Genomic DNA, 24151 nt, shown 5'->3' with positions numbered 1-24151 from the left:
CCCACCGACGCTTACCTGACGTCATGGACTCGGCGGTACTACTCGACCTCCTCGGCAACGAGAACCGCCGGCGGATCCTGCGACTCCTGGCTCGAAAGCCCTGTTATGTCACCGAGATCAGCGAGTATCTCGGGGTGAGCCCGAAGGCGGTGATCGACCACCTCCGGAAGTTGGAGGAGGCGGGGCTGGTCGAGAGCCACACGGACGACCAGCGCCGGAAGTACTTCCACATCTCCCGGAACCTCCGACTGGAGGTGAGCGTCTCGCCGTACGGCTTCGGCGCCAAGAGTGCCTATCCCGCGAGCCCGAGCCTCGACATGGACGGCCGGTGTCGGCACGTCTCGCTCGACGCGCCGGGCGAAACCGACGACGACGTACAGGACCTCGCGACCGCGTTCCAGAGGTTACAGGCGCTGGAAAACGAACTCTCGCTGGCCCAGCGGTGGGTGTACGGCCGGATCACGGAGGTCCTGGACCGGCTGGACGACCACCTCGGCGTCGACGCCGACAACCGCTTTCACGCCGAGGTGCTGGCGGCCGTGGCGACGGGCGCGGACACCACGGAGGAGGTCGTCGAAGCGGTCGACGCCCCGACGGACGCGGTACAGGGAGCGCTCACCACGCTCGCGGATCGGGGAGTCCTCGCCCGTCGCGGCGACGAGTGGCGGGTCGCTCGCTCATAGCGTAGCGATTGAAGCTGGTTGCACATCCGATCGCAGTACGGCGTCCGATCAGATGTGCGATGCCGGTCACTCGCTACGATAGCTCCCGCGTCAGGCCGGCCCGGAGGTCCCGGCCGAAGTAGTGGCCGACGATTCCGGCGGCCAGGCCGGCGGTCGTGCCGACGCCCGCGACCTGGAGGCCGTAGTCGGCGACGACGGGGAGGAGCGCCACGTCGACGGCCGAGAGGACGACCCCGACCCCGCCCGTGAGCGCGCCGGCGAGGCCGGCCTCGGCGTACCGGCGCTCGGAGACGACGAAGGCGAGGACGAACCCGGCGAGGGCGACGCCGAGGAAGCGACCGAGGGCGCCGACGACGGGGACGCTCCCGCCGACGACGAGGCCGGCGACCGAGAGGACGAGAGCGAGGAGGAACGGTCGGACGGCGAAGAGGCCGCCGAGGCGACGGCGGAGGCCGGCGAGGCGGCCGGTCGACTCCTCGGTCTCGGCCTCGTCGCCGGCGGTGTGTGGGCGTTCGGGACGGCGCATACGGGGTCTCGGGGTGGGAGCGGCAAGTGGCTTGCGCCGAGACGAGTGGATTCAAGTCCGCGCGGCCGGTACCGCGGTGTATGAACCCAGGGGATCGCGTCCGCGTCGAACGCGGGAGCGTCGAGAACGAGGGGGTCCTCATGCCCTCGACGACGGCCGACCACCTCGTCGTGAAGCTAGCCGGCGGCTACAACGTCGGCATCGACCGCGAGGACGCGGCGATCGAGGTGCTGGAACGCGACGTCTACGACGTCGAGGGGGCGGACGACGAGGAGGGCGACTCGACCGTCGAGTTCGACGACGACCTGCCGACCGTCTCGCTCATCTCGACCGGGGGCACCATCGCGTCGACGGTCGACTACCGGACCGGCGCGGTGACCGCACAGTTCGACGCCGAGGACGTCCTCCGGGCGGTGCCGGACCTCGCGGGCCGGGCCAACTACCGCGGCCGCGTCGTCGCCAACATCCTCTCGGAGAACATGACGCCCGCGGTGTGGCAGGACCTCGCCCGCGCGGTCCACGAGGAGGTCGAGGCCGGTGCCGACGGCGTCGTCGTCATGCACGGCACCGACACGATGCAGTACACCGCCTCGGCGCTCGCGTTCATGCTCGACACCCCCGTCCCGGTCGTCTTCACCGGCAGCCAGCGCTCGGCGGACCGTCCCTCCAGCGACAACGTGATGAACGCGGTCTGTGCCGTCGAGGCCGCCACGAGCGACCGCGCGGAGGTGCTGGTCTGCATGCACGAGTCGTCGAGCGACGACGCCTGTGCGCTCCACCGCGCCACCCGCGTGCGCAAGAACCACACCTCGCGCCGGGACGCCTTCGAGACGGTCGGCGCGAAGCCGGTCGGCCGCGTCGACTACGGGACCGAAACCGTGAGCTTCCGGCGCGACGGTCCCGAGCGCGGCGAGGCTGACCTCGACATCGCGTCCGACCTGGAGACGAGCGTCGAACTCGTGAAGTTCACGCCGGGGATGAACCCCGCCGCCCTGGACCACCTCGACGACGCCGCGGGCGTCGTGATCGAGGGGACGGGACTCGGCCACGTCGCCACCGACTGGATCGACCGGATCGAGGAACTGATCGAGGCGGGCACCGTCGTGGCCATGACGAGCCAGTGTCTCGAGGGGCGGGTCTGCGACCGGGTGTACGACACCGGTCGGGACCTGCTGGACGCGGGCGTCGTCGAGGCGGGCGACACGCTGCCGGAGACGGCGACGGCGAAGCTGATGTGGGCGCTCGCGAACCGGTCGGATCCGGCCGCGGCGATGCGCGAGTCGCTGGCCGGCGAACTGCAGGACCGGTCGGTGCCGTGGACCTGACCCTGCGGCCGGCGCGGGTCGACGACCACGAGGCCGTCGCCGCCTTCACGCGCGAGACGTGGCCCGACCGGGAACTGGAGGATTACCTCCCCCGGACCTTCCGGGAGTGGGCGGCCGACGACGGCGAGACCAGCCACACGCTCGTCGCCGACGACGGCGGCGAGGCGGTGGGCGTGATCCAGGGGGTCGAACTCTCGGACTGGGAGTCGTGGGTACAGGGACTGCGCGTCCACCCCGACTACCGTGACCGGGGGCTGGCCCGGCAGCTCACGGACGCCGTGTTGACGTGGGCACGGGATCGGGGCGCGGCGGTCTGTCGCAACCTCGTCTTCTCGTGGAACGCCGCCAGCCTCGGCCTCGCGCGGAGTCTCGGCTTCGATCCCTGCACGGAGTTCCGGTGGGCCGAGGTGACGCCGGACGCCGACGCCGACCCGGCTCTCGCGGTGACGGGCGACCCGAACGCGGGGTGGGCGTTCTGGACCGGGAGCGACGCCCGCGACCACCTGCGCGGGCTGACCGTCGACCCCGCGGCGGCGTGGACGCTCTCGGAACTCCGGCCCCGGGACCTGGAGCGGGCGGCCGAGACCGACGGCCTGTTCGTGGTCGGCGAGGGCGGGACGCGGGGACTGACCCTCCGAAGCCGGGTGTTCGAGACGGGCGACGACGGCGACCGCTGGACCGAGTACGCGGTCGGCGCGTGGGCGGACCTCGACGCCGCCAGGAGCCTCGTCGCCGCCGTCGCCCGGGACGCCGCCCGCCTCGACGCGGACCGGGCGCGGCTGCTGGTGCCGGAGACCCCCCGGTTCGTCACCGACGCGGCGGCGGTGCGGGCGGACGTGAGCGGCGACCCCGACTTCGTGCTGGCGGCGGACCTGACCGATCCGGGCGTCGGCGCCTGATCCACAAACGACTTACCCGCGGTCGGCGGAGAAAGCGCATGATCCACGTGGTCGGCGGCGGCATCGCCGGACTGGCCGCCGCCTACCGACTCCAGGGGCACGGCCACGAGGCGACGGTGCTGGAGGCGAGCGACGACCTGGGGGGGCTGGCGGCCACCTACCCCACCGCCGGCGACGACGTCGAGAAGTTCTACCACCACCTCTCGAAGTCGGAGGAGACCATCGTCGACCTGGCCGGGGAACTCGGCCTCGGCGACCGGGTGGAGTGGCGGGTGGGCAAGAACGCCTACTACGTCGACGGGATCGTCCACCCGCTGGACACCCTGCCACAGATCGCCGCCTACCCCCACCTGAGCCTCTACGACACGCTCCGACTGGGGCTCCTGACCCTCGAAATCGACGTTCGCGGCGGCCGTCCCCGGTTCGACACCTACGACGACCTGGAGGCGTTCGAGGACGTCCCGATCAAGCGCTTCCTCCTCGACCACACCACCCGCGGCGTCTACGAGAACTTCTTCGAACCGCTGCTCGACGCGAAGTTCGGCGACCGCAAGGAGGACGTGAGCGCCGCGTGGCTGCTCGGCCGCATCAAGTTCCGCGGCGAACGCGACCTGCGACGGGGGGAGATCCTCGGCTACTTCGAGGGCGGGTTCGCGGTCCTGATCGACGCTCTGGTCGACGCGGTGGGCCGGGAACACATCGAGACGGGGAGCCGCGCGGTCGACCTCGGCGTGACGGACGGCGCGGTCGACTCGATCACCGTCGAGACCGAATCGGGAACCGAAACCCGCGAGACCGACGGCGTCGTCGTCGCGACGATGCCGAACGTCCTCGAATCGCTCACGGGCTACGCCTGCGACGTCGACTTCCAGGGCGCCGTGTGTGCCGTGGTGACGATGGACGAACAGCTCACGGAGACCTACTGGCTCAACGTCGCCCACGACGCCCCGTTCGGCGCGCTCATCGAACACACGAACTTCGTGCCGCCGGAGCGATACGGCGGTGACCACCTGCTCTACGTCGCGAGTTACGTCCAGCGCCCGGAGGAGGCCGTCTGGCGGATGGACGACGCGGAACTGCGGGAGACGTGGCTGGATCACGTCGGGGAGATGTTTCCCGCCTTCGACCGGTCGTCGGTCCGGGAGTTCCGGGTGGCGCGGAACCCGCGGGCCGCGCCGGTGTACGAGCGGGGCTATCTGGAGATGGTGGTGCCGTACGACCTGGAGGAGGAAGTGGCCGACGGGGTCTACTACGCGGGGATGGCGAGTCGGGCGCAGTATCCCGAGCGGAGCCTGAACGGCGGGGTCGTCGCCGGCTTCGAGTGTGCCGATCGGATCGCCGGGGAGTAGCCCCCCGACCGACGGGGAGCGCCGCGGTCGCCGGTCGTGAGGCGGGGGACGTCGCGTCGGCCGCCTACGCGCCCGGTGCCTTGTCCACGTCGACGTCCTCCGGTTCCTCCCGCCCGCCGACCACGACGCCGTCCTCGGTCTCGACGTAGACGTCGTCCGCGAACCCGCCCTCCGCGTGGGGGTGTTCCGGCTCGTCCAACTTCTCCGGGGTCGACGGCGCCTCCGCGATCCCCGCCGGCGGCCGAAACTCGCCGAGCGGATCGTCGATGGTGATCCCGTGTCGCTCGAAGAAGTCCGCGTACCGCTCGTAGTGGTCCGCTACCTCGTCGGTCGGGAACTCCATCATTTCGACCCATCCCCGGTTGAAGAAGGCAAAGTTCGCCTGTATATGCGTGATCTCACGGGCTTCCGCCTCGGTGAATCCCTCGTTCAGCCCCGCGAGGTACGTGTCCATGGTCGCGTCGAAGAAGTCGTCCAGGAAGTCCGTGCGTTCCTCCCGGTGGTCCGCGTCGGCCTTCTCCGAGAACACCCGCGTATGCAGGTCCACCAGCTTGTCGTTGACCCTCTCCCCGACCACCGGGAGCGTCAACGCCTGCCGCGCCGCGAAATGTCGGACGTTCTGTTTCAGTTTCATCGGGGACGGCTACGGTCCCGACGTAAAAGAAGGCGACGGGGCGGTCGGGCTACGAGCCGTCGAGGCGCCCGCCGCCCCCGGGGTAGAGGCGAATTTCGCGGATAGCAACCGACATTAACCCGTACCCCCAAAGTTCCGGGTATGACCAAGTCGTATGTGATCATCGGCGATGGAATCGCGGGGAGTTCGGCCGCCGAAACGCTCCGCGACGAGGCGCCGGACGCCGAGATCACCGTCATCACCGACGAGGGCGAGGCCCTCTACAACCGAATTCTCATCAAGGAGTTCGCCAAGGGGAAACTGCCCGAGATGCCCATCTCGATCCACGAGCCGTCGTGGTACGAGGACCGGGACATCGACCTCCGCCTCGACACGCTGGTCACGAACATCGACCCCGACGGTCATCGACTGCGAACCCACGAGGACGAGATCATCGAGTACGACAAACTCCTCGTCGCCACGGGCGGGACGCCGACGCAACTGCCCGTCGAGAACAGCGACGCGGAAGGCATCCATCACTTCTGGACGTTCCAGGACGCCCGGGCGATCAGGGACCACGCCGAGGCGGCCGACACCGGCATCGTCGTCGGCGCGGGGCTGCTCGGCATCGACCTGGCGGCCATCTGTGGCGAACAGGACATCGAGGCACACTACCTCATGCGCGGCGACTGCTGGTGGCGCTACGCGCTCTCCGTAGAGGGGGCGGAGATCCTCCACGAGGCCATGCGCGAGCGCGGCGTAGAGCCGGTGTTCCAGAGCGGCGTCGACCACTTCGAGACCGACGACGACGGCCACGTGACGGCGGCGATCGACCCCAACGGCGACCGCTACGAGGGCGACTTCGTCGGCATCGCCATCGGGCTGACCTTCAACACCGAACTCCTGCAGGGGACGGGCGTCGAATGCGACGACGGCATCCTGGTCGACGAGTACATGCGGACGAACGTCGAGGACATCTACGCCGCGGGCGACATCACCCGGTATCACGACACCATCCTCGGCGAGCGCGCACAGAACGGCTCGTGGGACAGCGCCAAGTCCCAGGGCACGACCGCCGCGAAGAACATGCTCGATCCGGGCTCCGAACCGTTCCGCTTCGTCTCCTCGTACTCCATCACGCATTTCGATTTCCCCTTCCTCTCCTTCGGCCACCCCACCATCGGCGACGACGAGTGCGAGCGCAAGTACTCCGACACGGAGTGGCGCCGACTGGCGTTCAAGGACGGCAAGATCGTCGGCGGCGTCCTCATCGGGGACCTCTCGCCCCAGAGCGCCTACAAGCGACTGATGGAGGAGGAGCGCGTCGTCGCGGACCAGAAGGAGGCCCTCCTCCAGAAGTCCGTGGACCTCGACGACCTCGCCCCGAGACAGGAACAGTAACCGGCCGCGCCGCCGGCCACCGACCCTCGTTTTCGATCACGGCCGCCTCGTCGCCGACGGACGCGCGAAACGTCCCGAGAATTTATGTGAACAGTCCGAATGCGGTACGTAGTGTGGCAACTGAACTCACGGGTCGTGTGAACACGCAGCGGAGGGATCGGCAGCAGGACGACGCCGCCGGGGGGACGACTCGGCCCCCCGGCGTCACGGGTCGGGGACCGCGACCATGATCGTCGGCGTACCGACGGAGACGGCCGCAGCGGAGCGGCGCGTCGCGATCACGCCGCCGGTGGCGGAGAAACTGATCGACCGCGGGCTGGACGTGTGCGTCGCGAGCGGGGCGGGGCTCGGCTCCGACTGGACGGACGACGACTACCGGGCGGTCGGCTGCGAGGTGGTCGACGGGCGGGACGCGGTGTTCGAGCGGGCCGACGTGATCTGTCAGGTTCGGGGACTCGCCGCGAACGAGGACGAGCCGATGGACCCCTACCGGGAGGGACAGATCGTCGTCGGGACGCTCGGGCCCTACGACCTCGCGGACGAGTCGTACGAGGAACTCGCCGACCGGCGGGTGAGCGCCTTCGCGCTGGAGCTGATGCCCCGGATCAGCCGCGCCCAGAGCATGGACGTGCTGTCCTCGATGGCGAGCATCGGCGGCTACAAGGCGGTGCTGGTCGCCGCCGAGCAGCTCCCGCAGCTCTTCCCGCTGGAGATGACGGCCGCGGGGACGGTGCGCCCGGCGGACGTGTTCGTCATCGGCGCGGGGGTCGCGGGGCTGAAGGCCATCGCGACGGCGGAGCGACTCGGCGCCTCGGTGAAGGGTTACGACATCCGGCTGGAGGTGAAACAGGAGGTCGAGAGCCTCGGCGCGGACTTCGTGGAACTCGACCTCGAAACCGAGGGCTCGGGCGACGACGAGGGGTACGCAATCGAGATGGGCGAGGAGTTCTACGAACAGCAACGCAAGGAACTGGGACGGGTCGTCCCGGAGTCGGACGTAGTGATCACCACCGCGGCCATCCCCGGGGCGCCCGCGCCGGAACTCGTCTCGACCGAGATGATCGAGGGGATGGACGCGGGGTCGGTCGTCGTCGACCTGTCGGCGCCGACGGGCGGCAACTGCGAACCCACGGTGGCCGGGGAGACGATCGAACACGACGGCGTGACGGTGTTCGGGCCGACGAACCTCCCCTCGACCGTCTCTCACACGGCCAGCCAGCTGTTCGCCAACAACCTGAACAACTTCCTGAACCTGCTCGTCGAGGACGGCGAGGTCGACGTCGACCTCGACGACGAGGTGATCGACTCGACGCTACTCACACACGATGGAGAGATACGACGACCGCACGAGGACGACGACGACGAGGAGACGAACGACGAAGCGGCGGACGAACCCACGGAGGACGAGGCCGATGCGTGATCGGAGGCGACCATGACCGACGCCACGACGGTCGTCCTCGCGACGGACGGCGCCGCGGCGTTCGTCCGGAACCTGACGCTGTTCGTCCTCGCGGCGTTCGTGGGCTACGAGATCATCACGAAGATCCCGACCAACCTCCACACGCCGCTGATGTCGGGCGCCAACGCCATCTCGGGGATCACGCTCATCGGGTCGGTCGTCGTGGCCGGGTCGGGCGAGCGGACGATCGCGTCGATCCTGGGCTTCCTGGCGGTGGTCATGGCCACGGTCAACGTCGTCGGCGGCTATCTCGTGACCAACAGCATGCTGGAGCAGTTCCGCAGCGGAGGGGGTGACTGACCGTGGCCGCCATCCTGCCGCTCCCGGAGGCGGCGCTCGCCGCCGTCTACCTCGTCGCCAGCGTGCTGTTCATCCAGGGGTTGCGCGACATGACGCACCCGCGGACGGCGCCGCGGGGGAACCTCATCTCCGCCGGCGGCATGGCCCTCGCCGTCGGGGTGACGGTTCTCAACACCGACATCCTCTCGCCGATCCTGCTGTTCGCGGCGCTGCTCGTCGGCACGGCCATCGGCGGGTGGCTGGCGGCCACGGTGGAGACGACGGAGATGCCCCAGCTCGTCGGGCTGTTCAACGGGTTCGGCGGCGGCGCCTCGGCGCTCGTCGCCGGCGCGGAGCTGACCGGGATGTTCACCGAGGGGAGCTTCGCCGTCGGCGTGACGGCGACGGCCGCGCTCGCGGGCATCATCGGCTCGGTCACGTTCTGGGGGAGCATGGTCGCAGCCGGCAAGCTCCACGGCGTGATCAACGACTCGGCGGTCCGGTACGACGGCGAACAGGTCGTCAAGGGCGTCTTCCTGCTCGTCGCCGTCCTCGCCGGCATCCAGCTCGTCGTCAGGCCGAACCTGTTCGGGCCGATGCCCGGGTGGGTGCCCTCCTACTGGGTGCTGGTCGCCGCCGCGTCGGTCCTCGGCGTCCTCCTGGTGATCCCCATCGGCGGCGCGGACATGCCGGTGGTCATCGCGCTGCTGAACTCCTACTCCGGGCTGGCGGCCGCCACGACGGGGTTCGTCCTCGGCAACTCCGTGCTGATCGTCGCCGGGACGCTCGTCGGCGCCTCGGGACTGATCCTCACGGTCATCATGTGCGAGTCGATGAACCGCTCGCTGGCGAACGTCTTCTTCGGCGGCATCGGCGAGAGCGGCGGGGACGGCGAGGAGATGGAGGACATCTACGAGGGGAACATCACCACCACCTCCACGGAGGAAGTGGAGATGACCCTCGACGTCGCCCAGCGGGTCGTGATCGTGCCGGGCTACGGGATGGCCGTCGCGCAGGCCCAACACGCCGTCGCGGAACTCGCCGAACTGCTCGACGAGAACGACGTCGACGTGGAGTTCGGCATCCACCCCGTCGCCGGCCGGATGCCCGGGCACATGAACGTCCTGCTGGCGGAGGCCGACGTGCCCTACGAGAAGCTCCGCGACCTCGAGGAGATCAACCCGACGTTCTCCCAGACGGACGTGGTGATCGTCATCGGCGCCAACGACGTCGTGAACCCCTCCGCGAACACCGCTGACTCGGGCCCCATCGCCGGCATGCCCGTCCTCAACGTCGGGGAGGCACGGACGGTCATCGTCAACAAGCGGAGTCTCAGCCCCGGCTTCTCCGGGGTCCCCAACCCGCTGTTCGCCCAGGACAACACGAACATGCTGTTCGGGGACGCCAAGGAGTCGATGCAGGAACTGGTGAACGTCTACAAGGAGAACCACTGACGAGGAACGGCGTCGCGCGACCGGCCCCCGACGAAACCTTTATGATTCTTAATGCTAATCGTTGGCACATGGCACGCGCCGTCGACGCAGAATACGACGTGAACCGGACCGACACCGTGCCCGAGAGCGCGCGAGTGCGTCACTTCGACGAACTCGACGAGTCGGCACAGGAGTATCTCGCTCACGTCGCCGAGGGGGTATCGCCGCGGGACCCGGCGAACCTCTCGGGGCTGGACGAGGGCGACGTCGTCGTGTTCACGGACTACTATCACGTCCAGTAGGATCGAAGCCGTTTTGCCCGGCGCCGCGATAACCCGTCCATGGACAGCGGCGGGACGATGACGCTCGCGTTCGAACTCGAGGCGATGAAGGCCCTCGCCGACCCGAACGCGGTGTTCGACGACGCCCGGCAGTGGACCGAATACGTCGGCGTCCTCAGCGACCAGCCGACCTACGTCGTCACCAACTTCACGCGCAAGCGACGCATCCGGCAGGACTTCTTCTCGGGGCCTCGGGGCGTCCGCGAGAGCCTCGACAACGTTGCCGACCAGTTCGACACCGACCGGCACGTCTTCATCGGCACGACCGACGAGGACCGGACCGCCGCCGAGGAGATGGGCTGGGAGTACCTCGACGTCGAGGAGGCGGCGGAGTTCGCCGAGTGGGAACTGGGCGACGAGGTCGAAGAGGACCCCTTCGAGGGCGAGACGCGGGACGACTGGCCGTAGGCGATCACGCGCCGTCGACGTCGGTGAACTCGAAACGGGCGCCGCCGTCGGCGCCGTCGGCGACCGTCACCTCCCAGCCGTGGGCCAGTGCGATCTGCTGGACGCTCACCATCCCCAGGCCGGTTCCGTCCTCCTTGGTGGTGAACCCGGGGTCGAACACGCGGTCACGAGCGGCCTCCGGAATGCCGTCGCCGTCGTCCTCGACGTAGAAGCCGTCGGAGAGGATGCCGATCCGGACCGTCACGTCCCCGTGGTTGTGTTCGACGGCGTTTCGGATCAGGTTCTCGAACAGGCGGGACAGCGCCGTCTCGTCCGCCCGGAGGGACCGGGTCTCCTCGACGACGAGCGTCGCGTCGTCCGTCTCGACCACGTCCCAGCACGACCGACAGACGGGGTCGAGGTCGAGTACCGTCCGATCGCCCGCTAGCTGTCCCTCCTGCATCGCGCTCGCCAGGTCCTCGACCAGGGTCTCGATCCGCTCTAGCGCCCGCTCGGCGGCCGCGAGATGTTCGTCGTCGTCGGTCGTCTCCCGTGCCAGTTCCAGCCGGCCGGCCAGCGTGTTGAGGGGAGTCCGGAGGTCGTGCGAGAGGACGCCGCCGAACGATTCGAACTGACGAAGCTGTCGCTCCAGCTGTCGCGCGTGGCGCTTGCGGTCGGTGATGTCCCGACTGATCGCCAGGAAGCGGATCTCACCCTCGATCTCCAGCCGGAGGAGGTTGACCTCGACCGGGAACGAGGAGCCGTCGCGGCGGACGTACTCCCCTTCGAATCGGCGGCGTTCGTCGAGGTCGAACTCCGAGAGCAGGGCCCGCACCTCCGCCTCGTCGACCAGGCGGTCGAACGCCCAGATCGGCTCGCCGATCACCTCCTCCTCGTCGTAGCCGAGTTCCTCGCGGAAGCGACGGTTCACCTCCAGCAGCGTACCCTCGGAGTCGAGCACGTCGATCATGTCCGGGGAGTTCTCGAAGAGCGCCCGCAGGCGGGAGGTCGTCTCCTCCAGTCGCCCCTCCCGTTCCTTGCGGTCGGTGACGTCCTGAACCGCCCCACGGAGGGTGACGACCTCGCCGTCCTCGACCGTCGGGACCCCGCGGACGCGGAACCAGCGGGTCTGGCCGTCAGCGCGCTGGAACCGCGCCTCCACGTCGAACGGCTCGGCCGCGTCCAGCGCCTCCTCTATCGCCCGCTCGACGCGCGGGCGATCCGCCTCGTGGTACACGTCGAGCGCCTCGTCGAGCGGGGGTTCCTCCCCGTGATCGATGCCCAGGAGGTCGAAGAGGTTGTCGGTCCAGAACACCTCCAGGGTGTCGGTGTCGATCTCCCACCCGCCCACGTCGGCGATCCGCTCGGTGTGATCGAGGAGGTCGCGGGTCCGTTCGAGTTCCCGCAAGCGACGTATCCGGTCGGTGACCTCCCGGAGGTAGAACGCGAGTCCGCCGTGGTCCTCCGGATAGACGTCCACGTCGAACCAGCCGTCGAGTTCGGCGTAGTAATCCACGAAGGAGGTCGGCTCCCGCGTCTCCATCACCCGCCGGTAGACCTCCTCGAACCGCGTGTTGCGTACCTCGGGGAACGCCTCCCAGAAGTCCCGGTCGAGGAGGGTCGCCGCGTCCACGTCGTACAGCTCCTCGGCCTGCTCGTTGAGTAGCGTCAGTCGCCAGTTCGCGTCCACCTCGACGACGGCGTCGGTCACCCGGTCGATGATCTGCTGGCGCTTGTGTTCCAGGTCCGTCCGCTCGGTGATGTCGCGACCCTCGGGGACCAGCAGGATCACCTCACCACGCTCGTCGACGACCGGTCTGACGGAGAAGTCGATCACCGCCTCCCGGTCGGATCCCTGGACTCGGATCTCGTCGCGGAACAGCTCGCCGTCGCGGGCGCGCTCGACCGCCGTCCGTGCCGTCGCCCGAGCCTCCGGGTTCGAGCGGAACCACGCGGCCTCCCACAGCGGTTCTCCGACCACGTCATCCCGGTCGAGACCGCCGAAGGACAGCGCCGTGTCGTTGGCCTCGATTAGGGTGCCGTCCGGCTCCATCAGCCCAGTGAACGTGTAGGTGTTGTTGAAGATGGCCTCGAACCGCTGTTCGTGTTTGCGGCGTTCGGTCACGTCCTGGAACTGCGAGAAGCGGGCGACCACGTCGCCGTCGTCGCCGGTGACGACCCGGTTGTGCCACTCACAGACGATGCGTTCGCCGTCCCGCCGGACTGCCTCGGTGACGACGTGGTAGCCACCCTCGTCCTCGCGGAGGATGGCGGCAGCGTTCTCGACCACCGGTCGACCCGACTCCGTCAGGACGGTCTCCCAGGGCTGCCCGACGAGTTCCGACTCGGGGTAGCCCAGGATCTCCTCCGCGGCGTCGTTGACGCGGAGGAACTCGAAGTCGTCGGTCCACTCGACCGTTCCGAGCGGCGACCGCTCGAAGAGGAGGTCGAGACGCCGCTCCCTGTCGGCGAGCTCCGACTGCGCGCGATACTTCTCGACGGCGTTTCCGATCCGGTTCGCGAGGACGGCGTACTGGCTCGTACCGCTTCCCTTCTGGAGGTAGTCGGTGACGCCCGCCGAGATGGCCTCGCTCGCCACCTCCTCGCTCCCCTTGCCGGTGTAGAGGATGAATGGAAGGTCGGGGCGGGTCTCGCGGACCCTCTCGAGGAACTCGATGCCGGTCAGCCCGGGCATGTCGTAGTCGGAGACGACGCAGTCGAAGTCCCCGTTCTCGAGGCGGTCCAGCCCCTCGCCGGCGTCGCTAGCCACGGTCACGTCGAACCGGTCGTCCTCGCGTTCGACGTAGGTCGCCGCCAACTCCACGAAGTCCCGATCGTCGTCGACGTGCAACACACGGATCGGCTCGGTGGGTGGCTCCATATCCGTGGGTCCAATCCGAACAGTATGGGGAACTACGTCTTAATTCCGGCGGCGATCCGCCGGGATTCCCGCTCGCGATCCCGCCGGCGGGCCGCGGGCACGTCGCCCCGTCACCGTCCGGACCGAAAGCCATAATCGCGGCGCGTCCCTGCCGATAGTCGATGAGTCACCAGTTGCCTGACGTGCAGGCAAGCCAGCCCGACGTGACCGTCGGGCTCAGTCAGGTCGGGGTGACGGGCGTCGAGAAACTCGTCAAACTCGACCGGAACGGCAAACGTCCCATCGTCCTGATGGCGGAGTTCGAAGTGTTCGTCGACCTTCCCAGCGGCCGCAAGGGCATCGACATGAGTCGGAACATGCAGGTGATCGACGAGACGCTGGAGGCGGCCGTCTCGGAACCCTCCTACCGCGTCGAGGAGGTGTGTGGCGACGTGGCCGAACGCCTCCTCGAGAAACACGAGTACACCTCGACCGCCGAGGTGCGGATGGAGGCCGACTACGTCACCCGCGAGTCGACGCCCGCCTCCGGCCTCGATACGCAGAACACGGCGACGATCATCGCCGGCGCCGTCGCGACCGACGAGGGCACCCGCGAGGAGATCGGCGCCCGCGTCACCGGGATGACCGTCTGTCCCTGCTCGCAGGGGATGTCCGAGTCGCGCGCCCGGGACACCCTGACCGACCTCGGCGTCGACGAGGGGACGGTCGAGGCGTTCCTCGACGAGGTCCCACAACCCGGTCACTCACAGCGCGGCCACGCGACCCTCACCGTCACCAGCGACGGCTCGCCCGACGTGGACCTCCGGGACGTGATCGACGTCGCCCGGGACGCCATGAGCGCGCGGATCTACAACCTCGCGAAGCGCCCGGACGAGGACCACATGACCTACCACGCCCACGCGAACGCAAAGTTCGTCGAGGACTGCGTGCGCTCGCTGGCCGAGTCCGTCGTCGAGGAGTTCGGCCACCTCGCCGACGACGCGGTGATCCACATGAAGCAGTCGAACGACGAGTCGATCCACCAGCACAACGCCCACGCGGAGCGGGAACTCACGCTCGAGGCGCTCCGCGAGGAAGTCAACGGCGACGCCTGATACTGTCGGCTGTACCTGTTTCGAGATGTTCGCCACCCCGGAGTGGCGAACATCCCGATCGACTTACAGCCGGCAGTACGACTACGGGGGATCGAGCGGTGTCGACTCCGCCCACTGCTCCTCGAAGACGGTGCGAACGTCGTCGGCGAAGGCGACGTCCTTGAAGTCGATCAGGGCGAAGACCTGACTCGCATCCAGCGGGTTCGGCACCTCGATGCACACCTCCTCGCCGTCGATCAGCGTGAACGTCCCGTCGATGGCCGTCGATTCGCGGATGTGGTACCTGTCGTGTCCACGGAGCCGAGTCTCGAACCGTTCGTTGAGTTCCGCGGGAATCGTCTCGACGAGGTCGGGGTGGATGAGCACCTGGACCGAGACGCCGCGTTCGAGCGCCGCCTCGAACGCCTCGAGCACTCGCTGGCCGACCTCGCCGAGGTCGATCTGTGGGGAGGGGAGTCCGGCGACGTAGTGGATGCGCTCGTCGGCCGCCGAGAGCCGTTCGAGGAACAGTTCGGTGGTCTCCTCGGGACCGACCGACGCGGTCCAGAACTGCCCTTGGACCGAGTCGGCGGCGTCCAGGTCGTCAACCAGGTCCTCGGCGACCGCCTCGTAGCGCTCGGCCTGCTGGTCGAGTTCCCGCTTTCGGGCGTCGACCAGGCGATCCAGGGCGGCCTCGGGTTCGACGGCGACGTACTTCTTCGGTCGACTGGCCGCCTGACTCCGGACCAGACCCGCCCCCTCCAGATCGTTCAGCACGTCGTAGATGCGCCCCATCGGCACGTCGCTGACGGCCGACAACTCCTTCGCCGTTGTGGGGCCGTGATCGAGCAACTCGCGATAGGTTCGCGACTCGTACTCTGAGAGGCCGAGATCTCGAAGGCTCGCCATACACCGACGTGGGCACCGACGAACTAAACCTGACCGGTGGTTTACTCGCCGGCGACGGCAGCAACGGCCTCCGCGAGGGCGGCCGGCGTCTCGACCGTCCGGGAGCGGTCGCCGACGGTCACGCGCGCCGACCCCGGGGCCGGATCGGCGGCCCCCGGGTGGACGACCTTCTCGTGGTCGGCGACCCGCAGGGCGGCCCGGTGGAGGTCGCTGCCGGGGTCGGTCCCCACCTCGATCACCAGCGGGTCGCCCAGGAGTCGCGCGGCGACGGCGCCGTAACCGGCCACCTGCACGCCCAGTCGGTCCCACGCGCCCGCGAAGGCGGCGACGGCGTCGCGGGCCACCTCGCGGTATCGGTCCTCGCCCGTCAGGGCAGCCAGGTCCAGCAACGCGTCGGCCATCTCGACGTTGCCGTCGAGCGGGCGGAACGGCCGGTCGAGCAGTCCCGGCCCCTCGGCCGGCCCGTCACGGAACGACCCGTCGTCGAACAGCCCCTCGACCGTCCGGTCGGCGACCCGGCGGGCGAGCGCGAGGGCGTCCTCGTCGCCGAGCACCTGCGTCGCGCGCACGCCGGCGGCGACGGTCCACGCCTGATCCGCGAGGACGAGCGTCGGCGCCCCGTCGTCGGCCCGGTGGCGGACGGTGCCGTCGTCGGCGACGAACGCCGAGCGGAGCGTCGAGAGCGTCCGGCGGGCGTACTCCCGTGGCCGTTCCGCGTCGGTGTACGCCGAGAGGGTGAGCAGGGCGTCGACCGCGAGGGCGTTCGCGTCCGCGAAGGCAGTCAGATCCGTCCGCGGCCCCGTGTCGCTCTCGGCCTCGGTCGGCCCCTGACTCCCGCCGAACGCCGACCCGTTCCACAGCGCGTCGATCAGGTACTCGACGGTGCGCTCCGCGGGACGGCGATACGCGTCCTCCCCCGTGTAACAGTAGGCGTGGGCGAACGCCCGCACCAGCGCGGCGTTGTCCGCGAGCAGTTTCGCCCGGTCGGGGTCGCCCCAGTCGCGGGTCCGGGCGTACCGGTAGAAGCCGCCCGCGTCCTCGTCGAAGAGGCCGCGGGTGACGGCGTCGAGGGTCTGCCGGGCCTTCGACCGGTCCCGCTTGAGCGCGAACTCGACCGTCCGCGGCAGGGGGAACTTGGGGGCGTCGCCCCAGCCGCCGTACTCGGCGTCGAAGGCCCCCTCGACCTGCCCGGCGAGATGCCCCTCGATGCGGTCGGTCACCGGCCCCCGCGGCGGGTCGTCGTCCGCCAGGGCGCGCGGCAGCCGCCCCGCCTCGGCACCGCTCGTGTCCCAGCGCTCGCGCACCCGGTCGAGCACGTCCCGCATGCCGTCCGGCCCGAGGAAGCCGGCGCTGGCGATCCGTTCCCCGCTCGGCGTGCAGAACACGGTCGCCGGGAAGCCGCCGACGTTGTAGCGCTCGCGGACCCGGGGGTGGCGGTCCACGTCGACGCGGACGGGGACGAACCCGTCGTTCAAGTTGGCCGCGATGCGTGGCTCGCCGTAGGTCCGGGCGTCCATCTCGTGACACTCCCCGCACCACGTCGCCGTCAGCGCGAGCAACACGGGCGCACCGGTGCGGCGGGCCTCGTCGAAGGCCGCCTCACCCCACGGCCGCCACTCGACGCGCGTCCCGTCGGTCATACCGACCCTCCGGGACGGGCGGGCCTAAGGGCTTCGTCATCCGCGCCCGACGAGACGACCCGGGACGGCCGCCCCCGCGTCAAAAGGGCTATGGGTCGGCGTCCGGTAGGGGCACCCATGCGCCTGCGCTGGGTGTTCGTCCTCCTGTTGCTCGTCCCCCTCGCCGACGCCCTGTTGCTCGTCGTCGTCGCCGACGCCGTCGGCGCGCCGGCGACCGTCGCGCTGGTCGTCCTCACCGGCCTCGTCGGGATGTTGCTGGTGCGAGCCGAGGGTCGTCACACCGTCCGGCGCCTCCAGGAGCGACTCGCGACCGGCGAGGTGCCGACCAAGGAACTCATGGACGGCGGCCTGCTGATCGCCGCGGGGGCCTTCCTGCTCACCCCGGGCCTCGTCACCGACGCCATCGGCTTCCTGCTCGGGGTGCCGCTGACGCGTGCGCCCATCCGAGCCCTGCTCGAACGGGTCGTCGTGCGCCCCTATCTGGACCGGAAGAGCGGCGGGTTCGTCACCGGCGGCGTCTACACGGCGGGCTTCCCGGACGACGACGACGTGTACGACGTCGACGGCGGCTCCTACCGCGTCGACGACGAGTAGCATCGGTTACGGCGGCCCCGCGCCGGGCCAGGACGACGTGCGACCGCCCCCTCCGAACGCGAACGGAAACGCTTAACCGACCGACCACGCAAGCAACTGATGCGCTCACCTGGGCCAATAGCTCAGTCAGGTTGAGCGCTCGGCTGATAACCGGGAGGTCCGCGGTTCAAATCCGCGTTGGCCCATCATCGAACTCGTTGGCTTCGTGCCGACGACGGTTGGGGCCACAACTCCCCAGCCACTTCATCTCGGTTCTCACACGTTCGGAGCGTCCGCTCTCCGCACCGGTGTGTTTCGGTGCTTCAGAACTTCGGAGGAGCCCCGTCTCTCGCTTGCGAATGGTTACGTCGCATACTCAATGTGACCCGTTATCACATTTCGACGGTACGCGATGCGGATGTGAAGAGCGACATCGTGACGATTCCGAAAGCCCACCTAGAGCGCGACGGCGTGTTCCACGAACTCCGCGACCGGAAGAATGAGAGTGTTTCGAGCGCGACGAGGTGCGGCTACTGACGCCGCAGGGTCCCTACGACCGCGACCTCAACGGGAGGGGCCGGGCGTGAGTGACGTTACTCGGCCGGTTCGGTCAGCGATGCTCGTCGATCCACGCACACCACGCGTGGAAGTCCTCGGCACCGCACTGATCAGCAATCGACTGGAGCGTTCCGGTCGGGATCTCGTCGGCCGGAGCCATGGGAACGGAGACGATACGAACCTCGTCGGTATCGTCACTCTCCCATCGGAGTTTCAGGTGACTGCCAGTCCGGTCGACAGGGACGTACCCGAAATCAGTCAGTACGCTGGCGATCTCGTGACCGGAGAACGGCGTGCGTACCATTCGTCACTGCATGAATTCGGGAAGTTCCTTGTCGTCGAAGTCGTCGGGGTCGAGACCGAACTCTTCGAGGTCCTCGTCCGTGACGGGGTCGCCGCCCCCTGCGTGGAGTTCGAGTGCCTCGGCGAGCATCCGCAACGCCTCGGCCTTCGTGTCTCCGAAGGAAGCGACGCCGGTCTCCTCGTCACGGGCCGTGATCTTCCCGTCGTCCTCGTAGATGAAGGTCACGCCCTCCTCGCTTCCCTCGTCACGAGTCGTACTCGACATCACTGGAAGAGTACGTGGGAGCCGTGGATAAGCGTTCGGGGGCGCACCCCGAACGGGGGTGTCGCCGCGTGAGCGACGACCTCGACCCACTCTCCCCGGACACCGCGCTGGAACGCTACCTCGACCACCGGAGCGGAGAGATTTCCGACCAGATCCTCCAGACCCACCGCTACCGGCTGGGGTCGTTCGTCGAGCGGTGCGAGGAGGACGACTTCCACAACCTGAACGACCTCACCGGGCGTGACCTCCACGCCTACCGCGTCGAGCGTCGGGAGGAGGGGGACCTGAAACCCGTGACGCTCCAGGGATAACTCTCCACCCTCCGGGTGTTTCTGGAGTTCTGCGCGTCCATCGACGCCGTGCCGGACGACCTCCGGTCGAAGATCCTCCTCCCGACCGTCAGCGGAGAGGAACGGGCCAGCGTGACGACCCTCGACCACGAACGCGCGGAGGCGATTCTGGAGTACCTGGAGACGTACCGCTACGCCTCCCGCGATGCTGGTTTCGCCCGGTCGACGGGCACGTCGACGGCGTGTTTCACGAACTCCGTGATCGGAAGAGCGGGGAGCGGTTCGAGCGCGAGCAGGTGCGCCTGCTCGTCGCGCGCGGTCCCTACGACGAGGATCTCGACGGGAAGGGTCGGGCGTGAGCGACATGGACGAACGCTCCGCCGATCGGAGCGGGAGCGCTGGGATCGGGCGACGACGACCGGCGACGGCTCACTCCTCCATCAGGACGCGGATGCGCTCGCCAATTTCGACGATCAGATCAGATCCCATCCGGAGGTCGTAGTCCTCGACGTCGAAGGGGCGGACGCGCTCGTCGTCGGCCAGCGAGACGGTCAGTTCGTAGGCGCCCGTCCCGTCGATACCGGGGTCGACGGATCGACGGGCGCCCGGTTCGACGACGACGGTCCGGTCGAAGATCCGATCCGCCTCGTGGGTGACGAGCAGTGCGGCGTCGACGGCGGACTCCCGGCCGTTGCTGACGACGATAGCGATGGGGTCCGACCGCGCCGGGGAACCGGAGGGAGTGGGCGTGTCGGTCGACGAGGTCCCGTCAGGCGTCGTCGAGGCCGGCGACGACGTGGACGGCGCGGACTCGGAGTCGATCGAACAGCCGGCGGCAGTGACGAGGAGAGCGGGGGTGAGAGCGAGGAGTTCGCGGCGGTCCATGTGTGCCGTCTCGGCCGATGCAGGAAAAGTCGGCCGGAAGGACGCCGGCCGTCCGGAGGCCCGCCCGGATCGCGAACTCGGCGACGCGTGCCGGGACAGGGCGGTGTGGGGAAGCGTTTTCAGGCGGGCCGACCACCCGCCGCCATGCCCTCCAGTTCTCGGCCGACCGCGACGGTCGGTCGCAGACGCGCCCTCGCGGCACTCGGAGCGTCGATGACGGGAGTCCTGTCCGGCTGTAGCGGGCGGATACCGGGTGCGGGGCCCGCACGGATCGACGCGACCCGGAGCGCGGAGGAGAACGACCTCAGCTGGGAGTATCCGCCGACCGAGGGGGACGATGAGGGGATCGGCTACGCCGCCGTGGAGTACGACGGGCTGGTGCGGCGGGAACGGCTGCCGCCCGCGATGCGCCTCGAATGCAACTCGACCATCGGCGGCATCGCGTCGAGCGAGCCCTACCGCGGCTACGAGCCCGACTGGTTCCGATTTCGGTTCGGCCCGCCGGCCGCCTACGAGGGGAGCGACACCTTCGAGGTACGCGTCCAGCCGCCCGGCCAGTGGGAGGGGTTCGGGGCGTACTACGAGTTCGAGGGAGCCACGCGGTGGTTCGTGATCGAACTGCGGAACGTCGGGACTCAGGGGACCATCCTCGTCCCGGCGGTGTTCGACCCGGGGGCGAAAGCGCTGCCCGACCGCCTCCATTGCTCGTTCGCCGTCCGGGCGTCGCGGCCCGGAGCCCTCGGGCGGACGGTCCGAGTCGACGGCCGGGGCGTCCTCGACCTGAACGTGGGGTGAGGCCGCCGGTCCGGACTCGACCCGACCTCGTCGGGGAGGTGAGACCGCGGATCGAGGCGGCCGGGGGCGACCCGCTGCGAGGCACCGTTCGGAGGAACGGCCCGAGCGAGGGATCGATCCCCGCCGTTCGGCCACAACTTTCTTGTTATGGTGTCTCATACCATGGAGATGGAGAGGTGATGGCACAGTCTATCGACCGAACCCCCACAGCGACATGCCGACGGACGACCAGCCAGCAATCGCGTAGTCCGCCGCTTTTGCGGCCGCTTTCCAGTCCTTCAGCCTCGACGGTCACGGGGGCGTCCCGAACCCCGAACCGTTAACTCGACCGGCCCGAACCGACGTGAGCATGGGCGCGGTACTGACGAGCGTCGTCGCCGACGTGGTCTACGACCTCCGGCGCCTCCACGGACTCTGGATGGCGCTGGCCTTCCCACAACTGCGGGACACCCACCCGGTCGTCGCCCGCTGGACGCCGGAGACGACGTGGGAACGCGCGACGTATCGGCTCTGGGCGCTACTGGGAGGGTTGGGGCTGCTCGTCGGCTATCCGCTCGCCGTCCTCGGCCTGCTGGCCCGATTCAACGTCCGGCGGTTCGACCGGACGGCCACGCGACTCGGGGCGGCGGGCACCGTCGTCCTCGCGGTCCTCCTCTGGGGGGCGCTGACCGCCCTCGCCCGGGTGCGGTTCTCGACCGAGGGCTTCCTCGCCGTCGCCGCCGCGGGCACCGTCGCCGTCGTCTCGACGGTTCTCTCGCTCGGCTTCCGGCGCCTCGGCGGCCGCCTCACGACCGTGATCGTCGCCTATCCCTTCGCCGTGGTCGCCGTCTTCCTGCCGCCGGTGGTGGCCGCGCTCTACTCGCCGGCGCTGGCCGCGACGGTCTTCCCCCGGAGCGAGACGCTCGCAGTGTGGCTGCTCGACACCGTCCTCACCTACCGCGGGGTGAACACGGTCCTCCGCCAGCGGTTCGAACTCGTCGGCCTCGCGTACGTCGGCATGTGGGGGGCGCTCGCCGTGCCCGTCGGCTGGGCGCTCGGCGTGCTGGTGACGCTCGCGAACCTCGTGCGCCCGACGGCCGACGGGAGCGAGGGCGACGACGGCGCGTAAATGGACACCTCCAAGGGGTCGCGGCGACTGGGCGGAGTGTGGTCATCATCGTGACCTGTGAGGAGTGCGGTCGCGGCTACTCGCGCACCCGATTCGTGGGTGAACCGGACCGACACGGCGCGCGACCGATCCAGTGCCCGAACTGTTACGCGTATCTGGGGCGCACGGAGCAGGGATCGGAGTCGTGAACGGGAACACGTAGCCGGAGGGAGATTCGAACCACGGTCGCTCCGCTCCCTGATTCGACTCTACTGGGCGAGTGTTCCGACGGCCGACCCCCTCGTCGCTACGCTCCTCGGTCGAAGTGGCCGTCAGAACATAGCGGGAGGTAGATTTGAACTACCGATCTCCGGGTTATGAGCCCGGCGGAATCTCCTGGCTATCCCATCCCGCTACCGGATCCTATCGGCGAGGCGGCGTTAAGGGTTTTGAAATCGGACCGGTCGGCGGCCGCGGCGAGGCCGACCGCGGCGCGTCACGCCGGAGGCGCCGCGGAGCCTCGCCGCCCCGCGATCACGGCCGCCGAACGTTTAATGAGACTCCGTGCCACACTGAGGGGTATGGTCGAAGCGTTCGTGAGACTGCTGTGTCCCGAGTGTGGCAAGGACTGGGAGGCCGGACCGACCGACCTGCCCGGTCACCGGAAGAACTTCAGTTGCCCGACGTGTCACGCGACACGCCGACTCGCGGAGTTCATGCGAACCGAACGCGATCTCGAACTCGTCAAACAGTTCGAGTGATCACAGCTCCGAGACGGAGGAGAGCGCACCGCAGGCGTCACACTTCAGGACCGTCGCGCCGCGTTCTTCGACCAGTCGGGTGTCGGGCGACCCGCACTCCGAACAGGTCACGAACGTCTCGACGTACTCCTCGAGGGCGTCCGCCACGCGCGAGTGCTTGAAGTCGCCGGTGAAGCGGGCCCGACCCCGGTCGTCGATGCTGGCGCTCGTCCCCAGTTCCGACTGGAAGAACTTGAGCAGGTGCTCCTGCGTCCGGTTCAGACGGTCGTGTGTCCCCGCGAAGTTCTCGTAGACGGTCACGTTACCCTCGGATCGCACCTCCGGATCGGGGACCTGGAACCGGTCGACGGCGTCGCTCATTTCCGGCGTTTCGGTCAGCGCCCGGTCGAGACTATCCTCGTAATCCATGTGCCCACCTGACGGCCGCGGCGACTAAAGCGTTTCAGGACTGCCCGCCTACGGCCCCCTCGACCCGCCGAGGCGCATGTTAACTCCACTCAAGATAATAATATAACCTTCCACTCGCTATGGGACGTTGTTATGAAAAAGCAGGAGCTCATTCACCTGCACGGCCTCCTGGCCGAGGTAGAGAAACAGTGTGCAGCATGGCACGACGACGAAATCGACCTGACGGCGTACGAGGAGATGGGGGTACGACCCACATCGATTCACAAGTCCAAGACCGACCACAAGGCGGCTGTTTTCAAGCTGGCGAACGGAATCACTTCGTCCCTGGACACGTCCGAGGAGCGCGTCGCTCCTCGCGCGGACTGAACGCGTACGCACGGCGCAGTCCCCCGACGCGCACGACCGACCAGCGACGGCGCCGGGCGACGCTCATTCGTCGACGAGTTCCTCGAACTCGGGGATGAGATCCTCGTCCTCGTCGCCCTCGCCCTCGCCCTCGCCCTCCGACGACGTGTCCCCCTCCTCGGTCGCTTCCTCGCCCTCCCCGTCGTCCTCGATGGGGTCGACCGACAGGATCGAGAGCGGGACGTTCGTCATGCGCTGACCGATCTCCTTGCGCGCGATGCGCGAGGCGTGTTCCTCCTGTTCGACGTTGAACACCGTCATCTCGAGTTCGAGGGCGACGAGCGCCTCGTCCGCGGCGATGAAGGCCGGGGGGAGTTCCTCCCCCGACGGGGAGGTCCGTGACCCCATGTCGATCTCCACGTAGTTGAGGTCCGGGTTCAGCATCTCACCGGTCTTGGCGATGGCGATCCGGATCGCCTCGTCCGGGGTCTCTACGTCGTACACCGGAACCGCTGCCTCGACGACGACTCGACAGTCCATACCACACAGAAATTGTATTCCCACCGTCATGAAGCTTCGCCCGAACCTCGCGCGACGAGCGGCGGTCGAGTCCGCATCGACGGCCAAGATAGTTGAATAGTTACTCAACAGTAGATCGCATATTTTTCCTAGATACACCTATT

General features: G+C 68.7%; 27 protein-coding genes and 2 tRNA genes. 18 read left to right on the top strand and 11 right to left on the bottom strand.

The features are described from left to right. Positions 1–23 precede the first annotated feature (23 nt). Positions 24–683: an ArsR/SmtB family transcription factor gene (locus NBT67_RS15690; RefSeq protein ID WP_251342700.1), complete on the top strand. Its 660-nt coding sequence runs from the start codon at positions 24–26 to the stop codon at positions 681–683. A 73-nt stretch (positions 684–756) separates the two neighbouring features. Here the strand turns inward: NBT67_RS15690 and NBT67_RS15685 are convergent, their stop codons facing one another. Then, entirely contained in the window at positions 757–1209 is a 453-nt protein-coding gene (locus tag NBT67_RS15685; RefSeq protein ID WP_251342699.1) for a hypothetical protein, read from the bottom strand. 80 nt (positions 1210–1289) lie between these two features. Here NBT67_RS15685 and gatD point away from each other — a divergent pair, with 80 nt between their 5' ends. Genes gatD through NBT67_RS15670 form a run of 3 tightly spaced genes read left to right on the top strand, consistent with a single transcriptional unit; the run spans position 1290 to position 4782 of the window. Beyond that, entirely contained in the window at positions 1290–2534 is a 1245-nt protein-coding gene (gene gatD, locus NBT67_RS15680; protein WP_251342698.1) for a Glu-tRNA(Gln) amidotransferase subunit GatD, read from the top strand. Continuing rightward, complete coding sequence (locus NBT67_RS15675) at positions 2525–3433, top strand: GNAT family N-acetyltransferase (protein WP_425498885.1); 909 nt, start codon at positions 2525–2527, stop codon at positions 3431–3433. The genes gatD and NBT67_RS15675 overlap by 10 nt, the downstream gene beginning before the upstream one ends. A 38-nt stretch (positions 3434–3471) precedes the next feature. Next, complete coding sequence (locus tag NBT67_RS15670) at positions 3472–4782, top strand: NAD(P)/FAD-dependent oxidoreductase (RefSeq protein WP_251342697.1); 1311 nt, start codon at positions 3472–3474, stop codon at positions 4780–4782. Between the two features lie 64 nt (positions 4783–4846). On the opposite strand, the gene NBT67_RS15665 is transcribed toward NBT67_RS15670, so the two are convergent. Further along, a complete protein-coding gene (locus NBT67_RS15665; protein ID WP_251342696.1) occupies positions 4847–5416 on the bottom strand; it encodes a DUF6149 family protein in 570 nt (189 codons plus the stop codon). Between the two features lie 141 nt (positions 5417–5557). Between NBT67_RS15665 and NBT67_RS15660 the strand changes: the two genes are divergently transcribed. From NBT67_RS15660 to NBT67_RS15635, 6 genes are all read left to right on the top strand, one after another. Continuing rightward, entirely contained in the window at positions 5558–6796 is a 1239-nt protein-coding gene (locus tag NBT67_RS15660) for an NAD(P)/FAD-dependent oxidoreductase (RefSeq protein WP_251342695.1), read from the top strand. 226 nt (positions 6797–7022) lie between these two features. Beyond that, positions 7023–8216 (top strand): Re/Si-specific NAD(P)(+) transhydrogenase subunit alpha, encoded by a 1194-nt coding sequence (locus NBT67_RS15655; RefSeq protein ID WP_251342694.1) that lies wholly within the window; start codon positions 7023–7025, stop codon positions 8214–8216. 12 nt (positions 8217–8228) lie between these two features. Further along, on the top strand, positions 8229–8555 hold the full coding sequence (locus NBT67_RS15650) for an NAD(P) transhydrogenase subunit alpha part 2 (protein WP_251342693.1): 327 nt from the start codon (positions 8229–8231) through the stop codon (positions 8553–8555). Positions 8556–8557: 2 nt separating this feature from the next. Beyond that, positions 8558–9988, top strand: a complete 1431-nt coding sequence (locus NBT67_RS15645; protein ID WP_251342692.1) for an NAD(P)(+) transhydrogenase (Re/Si-specific) subunit beta — start codon at positions 8558–8560, stop codon at positions 9986–9988. A gap of 68 nt (positions 9989–10056) precedes the next feature. Next, a complete protein-coding gene (locus NBT67_RS15640) occupies positions 10057–10269 on the top strand; it encodes a DUF7979 domain-containing protein (protein ID WP_251342691.1) in 213 nt (70 codons plus the stop codon). A gap of 39 nt (positions 10270–10308) precedes the next feature. Next, positions 10309–10716 carry a DUF7124 domain-containing protein gene (locus NBT67_RS15635; protein ID WP_251342690.1) on the top strand — a complete coding sequence of 136 codons (408 nt, stop codon included), beginning with the start codon at positions 10309–10311 and terminating at the stop codon, positions 10714–10716. A 4-nt stretch (positions 10717–10720) separates the two neighbouring features. Here NBT67_RS15635 and NBT67_RS15630 read toward each other — a convergent pair whose 3' ends face one another. Next, positions 10721–13576 (bottom strand): hybrid sensor histidine kinase/response regulator, encoded by a 2856-nt coding sequence (locus NBT67_RS15630; protein ID WP_251342689.1) that lies wholly within the window; start codon positions 13574–13576, stop codon positions 10721–10723. Positions 13577–13737: 161 nt separating this feature from the next. On the opposite strand from NBT67_RS15630, the gene mptA reads away from it, so the two are divergent. Further along, positions 13738–14670 (top strand): GTP cyclohydrolase MptA, encoded by a 933-nt coding sequence (mptA, locus tag NBT67_RS15625; RefSeq protein WP_251342688.1) that lies wholly within the window; start codon positions 13738–13740, stop codon positions 14668–14670. An 81-nt stretch (positions 14671–14751) separates the two neighbouring features. On the opposite strand, the gene NBT67_RS15620 is transcribed toward mptA, so the two are convergent. Continuing rightward, positions 14752–15558, bottom strand: coding sequence for a TrmB family transcriptional regulator (locus tag NBT67_RS15620; RefSeq protein ID WP_251342687.1), 807 nt, complete (start codon positions 15556–15558; stop codon positions 14752–14754). A 41-nt stretch (positions 15559–15599) separates the two neighbouring features. Next, a complete protein-coding gene (locus NBT67_RS15615) occupies positions 15600–17198 on the bottom strand; it encodes a DUF255 domain-containing protein (protein ID WP_251342686.1) in 1599 nt (532 codons plus the stop codon). A gap of 117 nt (positions 17199–17315) precedes the next feature. Here NBT67_RS15615 and NBT67_RS15610 point away from each other — a divergent pair, with 117 nt between their 5' ends. Continuing rightward, complete coding sequence (locus tag NBT67_RS15610) at positions 17316–17792, top strand: FxsA family protein (protein ID WP_251342685.1); 477 nt, start codon at positions 17316–17318, stop codon at positions 17790–17792. A 111-nt stretch (positions 17793–17903) separates the two neighbouring features. Then, a tRNA-Ile gene (locus tag NBT67_RS15605) sits at positions 17904–17977 on the top strand. A gap of 404 nt (positions 17978–18381) precedes the next feature. On the opposite strand, the gene NBT67_RS15600 is transcribed toward NBT67_RS15605, so the two are convergent. Then, on the bottom strand, positions 18382–18633 hold the full coding sequence (locus NBT67_RS15600; RefSeq protein ID WP_251342684.1) for a type II toxin-antitoxin system HicA family toxin: 252 nt from the start codon (positions 18631–18633) through the stop codon (positions 18382–18384). A gap of 3 nt (positions 18634–18636) precedes the next feature. Then, on the bottom strand, positions 18637–18897 hold the full coding sequence (locus NBT67_RS15595) for a type II toxin-antitoxin system HicB family antitoxin (RefSeq protein WP_251342683.1): 261 nt from the start codon (positions 18895–18897) through the stop codon (positions 18637–18639). A 68-nt stretch (positions 18898–18965) separates the two neighbouring features. Here NBT67_RS15595 and NBT67_RS15590 point away from each other — a divergent pair, with 68 nt between their 5' ends. After that, positions 18966–19208 (top strand): hypothetical protein, encoded by a 243-nt coding sequence (locus tag NBT67_RS15590; protein WP_251342682.1) that lies wholly within the window; start codon positions 18966–18968, stop codon positions 19206–19208. A 408-nt stretch (positions 19209–19616) separates the two neighbouring features. Here NBT67_RS15590 and NBT67_RS15585 read toward each other — a convergent pair whose 3' ends face one another. Next, the gene (locus tag NBT67_RS15585) at positions 19617–20072 is read right to left on the bottom strand and encodes a hypothetical protein (RefSeq protein WP_251342681.1); all 456 of its coding nucleotides are present in this window, start codon (positions 20070–20072) and stop codon (positions 19617–19619) included. 144 nt (positions 20073–20216) lie between these two features. Here NBT67_RS15585 and NBT67_RS15580 point away from each other — a divergent pair, with 144 nt between their 5' ends. Together NBT67_RS15580 and NBT67_RS15575 are read left to right on the top strand one after the other, a co-directional pair. Then, the gene (locus NBT67_RS15580; RefSeq protein WP_251342680.1) at positions 20217–20867 is read left to right on the top strand and encodes a hypothetical protein; all 651 of its coding nucleotides are present in this window, start codon (positions 20217–20219) and stop codon (positions 20865–20867) included. 349 nt (positions 20868–21216) lie between these two features. Then, positions 21217–21975, top strand: coding sequence for a hypothetical protein (locus NBT67_RS15575; protein ID WP_251342679.1), 759 nt, complete (start codon positions 21217–21219; stop codon positions 21973–21975). Between the two features lie 319 nt (positions 21976–22294). On the opposite strand, the gene NBT67_RS15570 is transcribed toward NBT67_RS15575, so the two are convergent. After that, positions 22295–22369, bottom strand: a tRNA-Met gene (locus NBT67_RS15570). 166 nt (positions 22370–22535) lie between these two features. On the opposite strand from NBT67_RS15570, the gene NBT67_RS15565 reads away from it, so the two are divergent. Then, positions 22536–22715, top strand: coding sequence for a DUF7836 family putative zinc-binding protein (locus NBT67_RS15565; protein WP_251342678.1), 180 nt, complete (start codon positions 22536–22538; stop codon positions 22713–22715). On the opposite strand, the gene NBT67_RS15560 is transcribed toward NBT67_RS15565, so the two are convergent. Further along, the gene (locus NBT67_RS15560) at positions 22716–23123 is read right to left on the bottom strand and encodes a translation initiation factor IF-2 subunit beta (RefSeq protein ID WP_251342677.1); all 408 of its coding nucleotides are present in this window, start codon (positions 23121–23123) and stop codon (positions 22716–22718) included. It lies immediately after the preceding gene. Positions 23124–23255: 132 nt separating this feature from the next. On the opposite strand from NBT67_RS15560, the gene NBT67_RS15555 reads away from it, so the two are divergent. Beyond that, the gene (locus NBT67_RS15555) at positions 23256–23489 is read left to right on the top strand and encodes a UPF0058 family protein (protein WP_251342676.1); all 234 of its coding nucleotides are present in this window, start codon (positions 23256–23258) and stop codon (positions 23487–23489) included. Between the two features lie 63 nt (positions 23490–23552). Here the strand turns inward: NBT67_RS15555 and NBT67_RS15550 are convergent, their stop codons facing one another. Then, positions 23553–24008 (bottom strand): DUF555 domain-containing protein, encoded by a 456-nt coding sequence (locus tag NBT67_RS15550; protein ID WP_251342675.1) that lies wholly within the window; start codon positions 24006–24008, stop codon positions 23553–23555. Between the last annotated feature and the right edge of the window lie 143 nt (positions 24009–24151).

The organism is Haloplanus sp. GDY1, from assembly GCF_023703775.1.
Lineage (GTDB): Archaea > Halobacteriota > Halobacteria > Halobacteriales > Haloferacaceae > Haloplanus > Haloplanus halophilus.
This window is presented reverse-complemented; position numbering and strand designations above follow the sequence as displayed.

Excerpts from the sequence above, each read along its gene's own strand:
- NBT67_RS15690 (WP_251342700.1), top strand. The coding sequence starts at position 24 with ATGGACTCGGCGGTACTACTCGACCTCCTCGGCAACGAGAACCGCCGG.
- NBT67_RS15685 (WP_251342699.1), bottom strand. The coding sequence starts at position 1,209 with ATGCGCCGTCCCGAACGCCCACACACCGCCGGCGACGAGGCCGAGACC.
- gatD (WP_251342698.1), top strand. The coding sequence starts at position 1,290 with ATGAACCCAGGGGATCGCGTCCGCGTCGAACGCGGGAGCGTCGAGAAC.
- NBT67_RS15670 (WP_251342697.1), top strand. The coding sequence starts at position 3,472 with ATGATCCACGTGGTCGGCGGCGGCATCGCCGGACTGGCCGCCGCCTAC.
- NBT67_RS15665 (WP_251342696.1), bottom strand. The coding sequence starts at position 5,416 with ATGAAACTGAAACAGAACGTCCGACATTTCGCGGCGCGGCAGGCGTTG.
- NBT67_RS15660 (WP_251342695.1), top strand. The coding sequence starts at position 5,558 with ATGACCAAGTCGTATGTGATCATCGGCGATGGAATCGCGGGGAGTTCG.
- NBT67_RS15655 (WP_251342694.1), top strand. The coding sequence starts at position 7,023 with ATGATCGTCGGCGTACCGACGGAGACGGCCGCAGCGGAGCGGCGCGTC.
- NBT67_RS15650 (WP_251342693.1), top strand. The coding sequence starts at position 8,229 with ATGACCGACGCCACGACGGTCGTCCTCGCGACGGACGGCGCCGCGGCG.
- NBT67_RS15640 (WP_251342691.1), top strand. The coding sequence starts at position 10,057 with ATGGCACGCGCCGTCGACGCAGAATACGACGTGAACCGGACCGACACC.
- NBT67_RS15635 (WP_251342690.1), top strand. The coding sequence starts at position 10,309 with ATGGACAGCGGCGGGACGATGACGCTCGCGTTCGAACTCGAGGCGATG.
- NBT67_RS15630 (WP_251342689.1), bottom strand. The coding sequence starts at position 13,576 with ATGGAGCCACCCACCGAGCCGATCCGTGTGTTGCACGTCGACGACGAT.
- mptA (WP_251342688.1), top strand. The coding sequence starts at position 13,738 with ATGAGTCACCAGTTGCCTGACGTGCAGGCAAGCCAGCCCGACGTGACC.
- NBT67_RS15620 (WP_251342687.1), bottom strand. The coding sequence starts at position 15,558 with ATGGCGAGCCTTCGAGATCTCGGCCTCTCAGAGTACGAGTCGCGAACC.
- NBT67_RS15615 (WP_251342686.1), bottom strand. The coding sequence starts at position 17,198 with ATGACCGACGGGACGCGCGTCGAGTGGCGGCCGTGGGGTGAGGCGGCC.
- NBT67_RS15610 (WP_251342685.1), top strand. The coding sequence starts at position 17,316 with ATGCGCCTGCGCTGGGTGTTCGTCCTCCTGTTGCTCGTCCCCCTCGCC.
- NBT67_RS15600 (WP_251342684.1), bottom strand. The coding sequence starts at position 18,633 with ATGGTACGCACGCCGTTCTCCGGTCACGAGATCGCCAGCGTACTGACT.
- NBT67_RS15595 (WP_251342683.1), bottom strand. The coding sequence starts at position 18,897 with ATGTCGAGTACGACTCGTGACGAGGGAAGCGAGGAGGGCGTGACCTTC.
- NBT67_RS15585 (WP_251342681.1), bottom strand. The coding sequence starts at position 20,072 with ATGGACCGCCGCGAACTCCTCGCTCTCACCCCCGCTCTCCTCGTCACT.
- NBT67_RS15580 (WP_251342680.1), top strand. The coding sequence starts at position 20,217 with ATGCCCTCCAGTTCTCGGCCGACCGCGACGGTCGGTCGCAGACGCGCC.
- NBT67_RS15575 (WP_251342679.1), top strand. The coding sequence starts at position 21,217 with ATGGGCGCGGTACTGACGAGCGTCGTCGCCGACGTGGTCTACGACCTC.
- NBT67_RS15565 (WP_251342678.1), top strand. The coding sequence starts at position 22,536 with ATGGTCGAAGCGTTCGTGAGACTGCTGTGTCCCGAGTGTGGCAAGGAC.
- NBT67_RS15560 (WP_251342677.1), bottom strand. The coding sequence starts at position 23,123 with ATGGATTACGAGGATAGTCTCGACCGGGCGCTGACCGAAACGCCGGAA.
- NBT67_RS15555 (WP_251342676.1), top strand. The coding sequence starts at position 23,256 with ATGAAAAAGCAGGAGCTCATTCACCTGCACGGCCTCCTGGCCGAGGTA.
- NBT67_RS15550 (WP_251342675.1), bottom strand. The coding sequence starts at position 24,008 with ATGGACTGTCGAGTCGTCGTCGAGGCAGCGGTTCCGGTGTACGACGTA.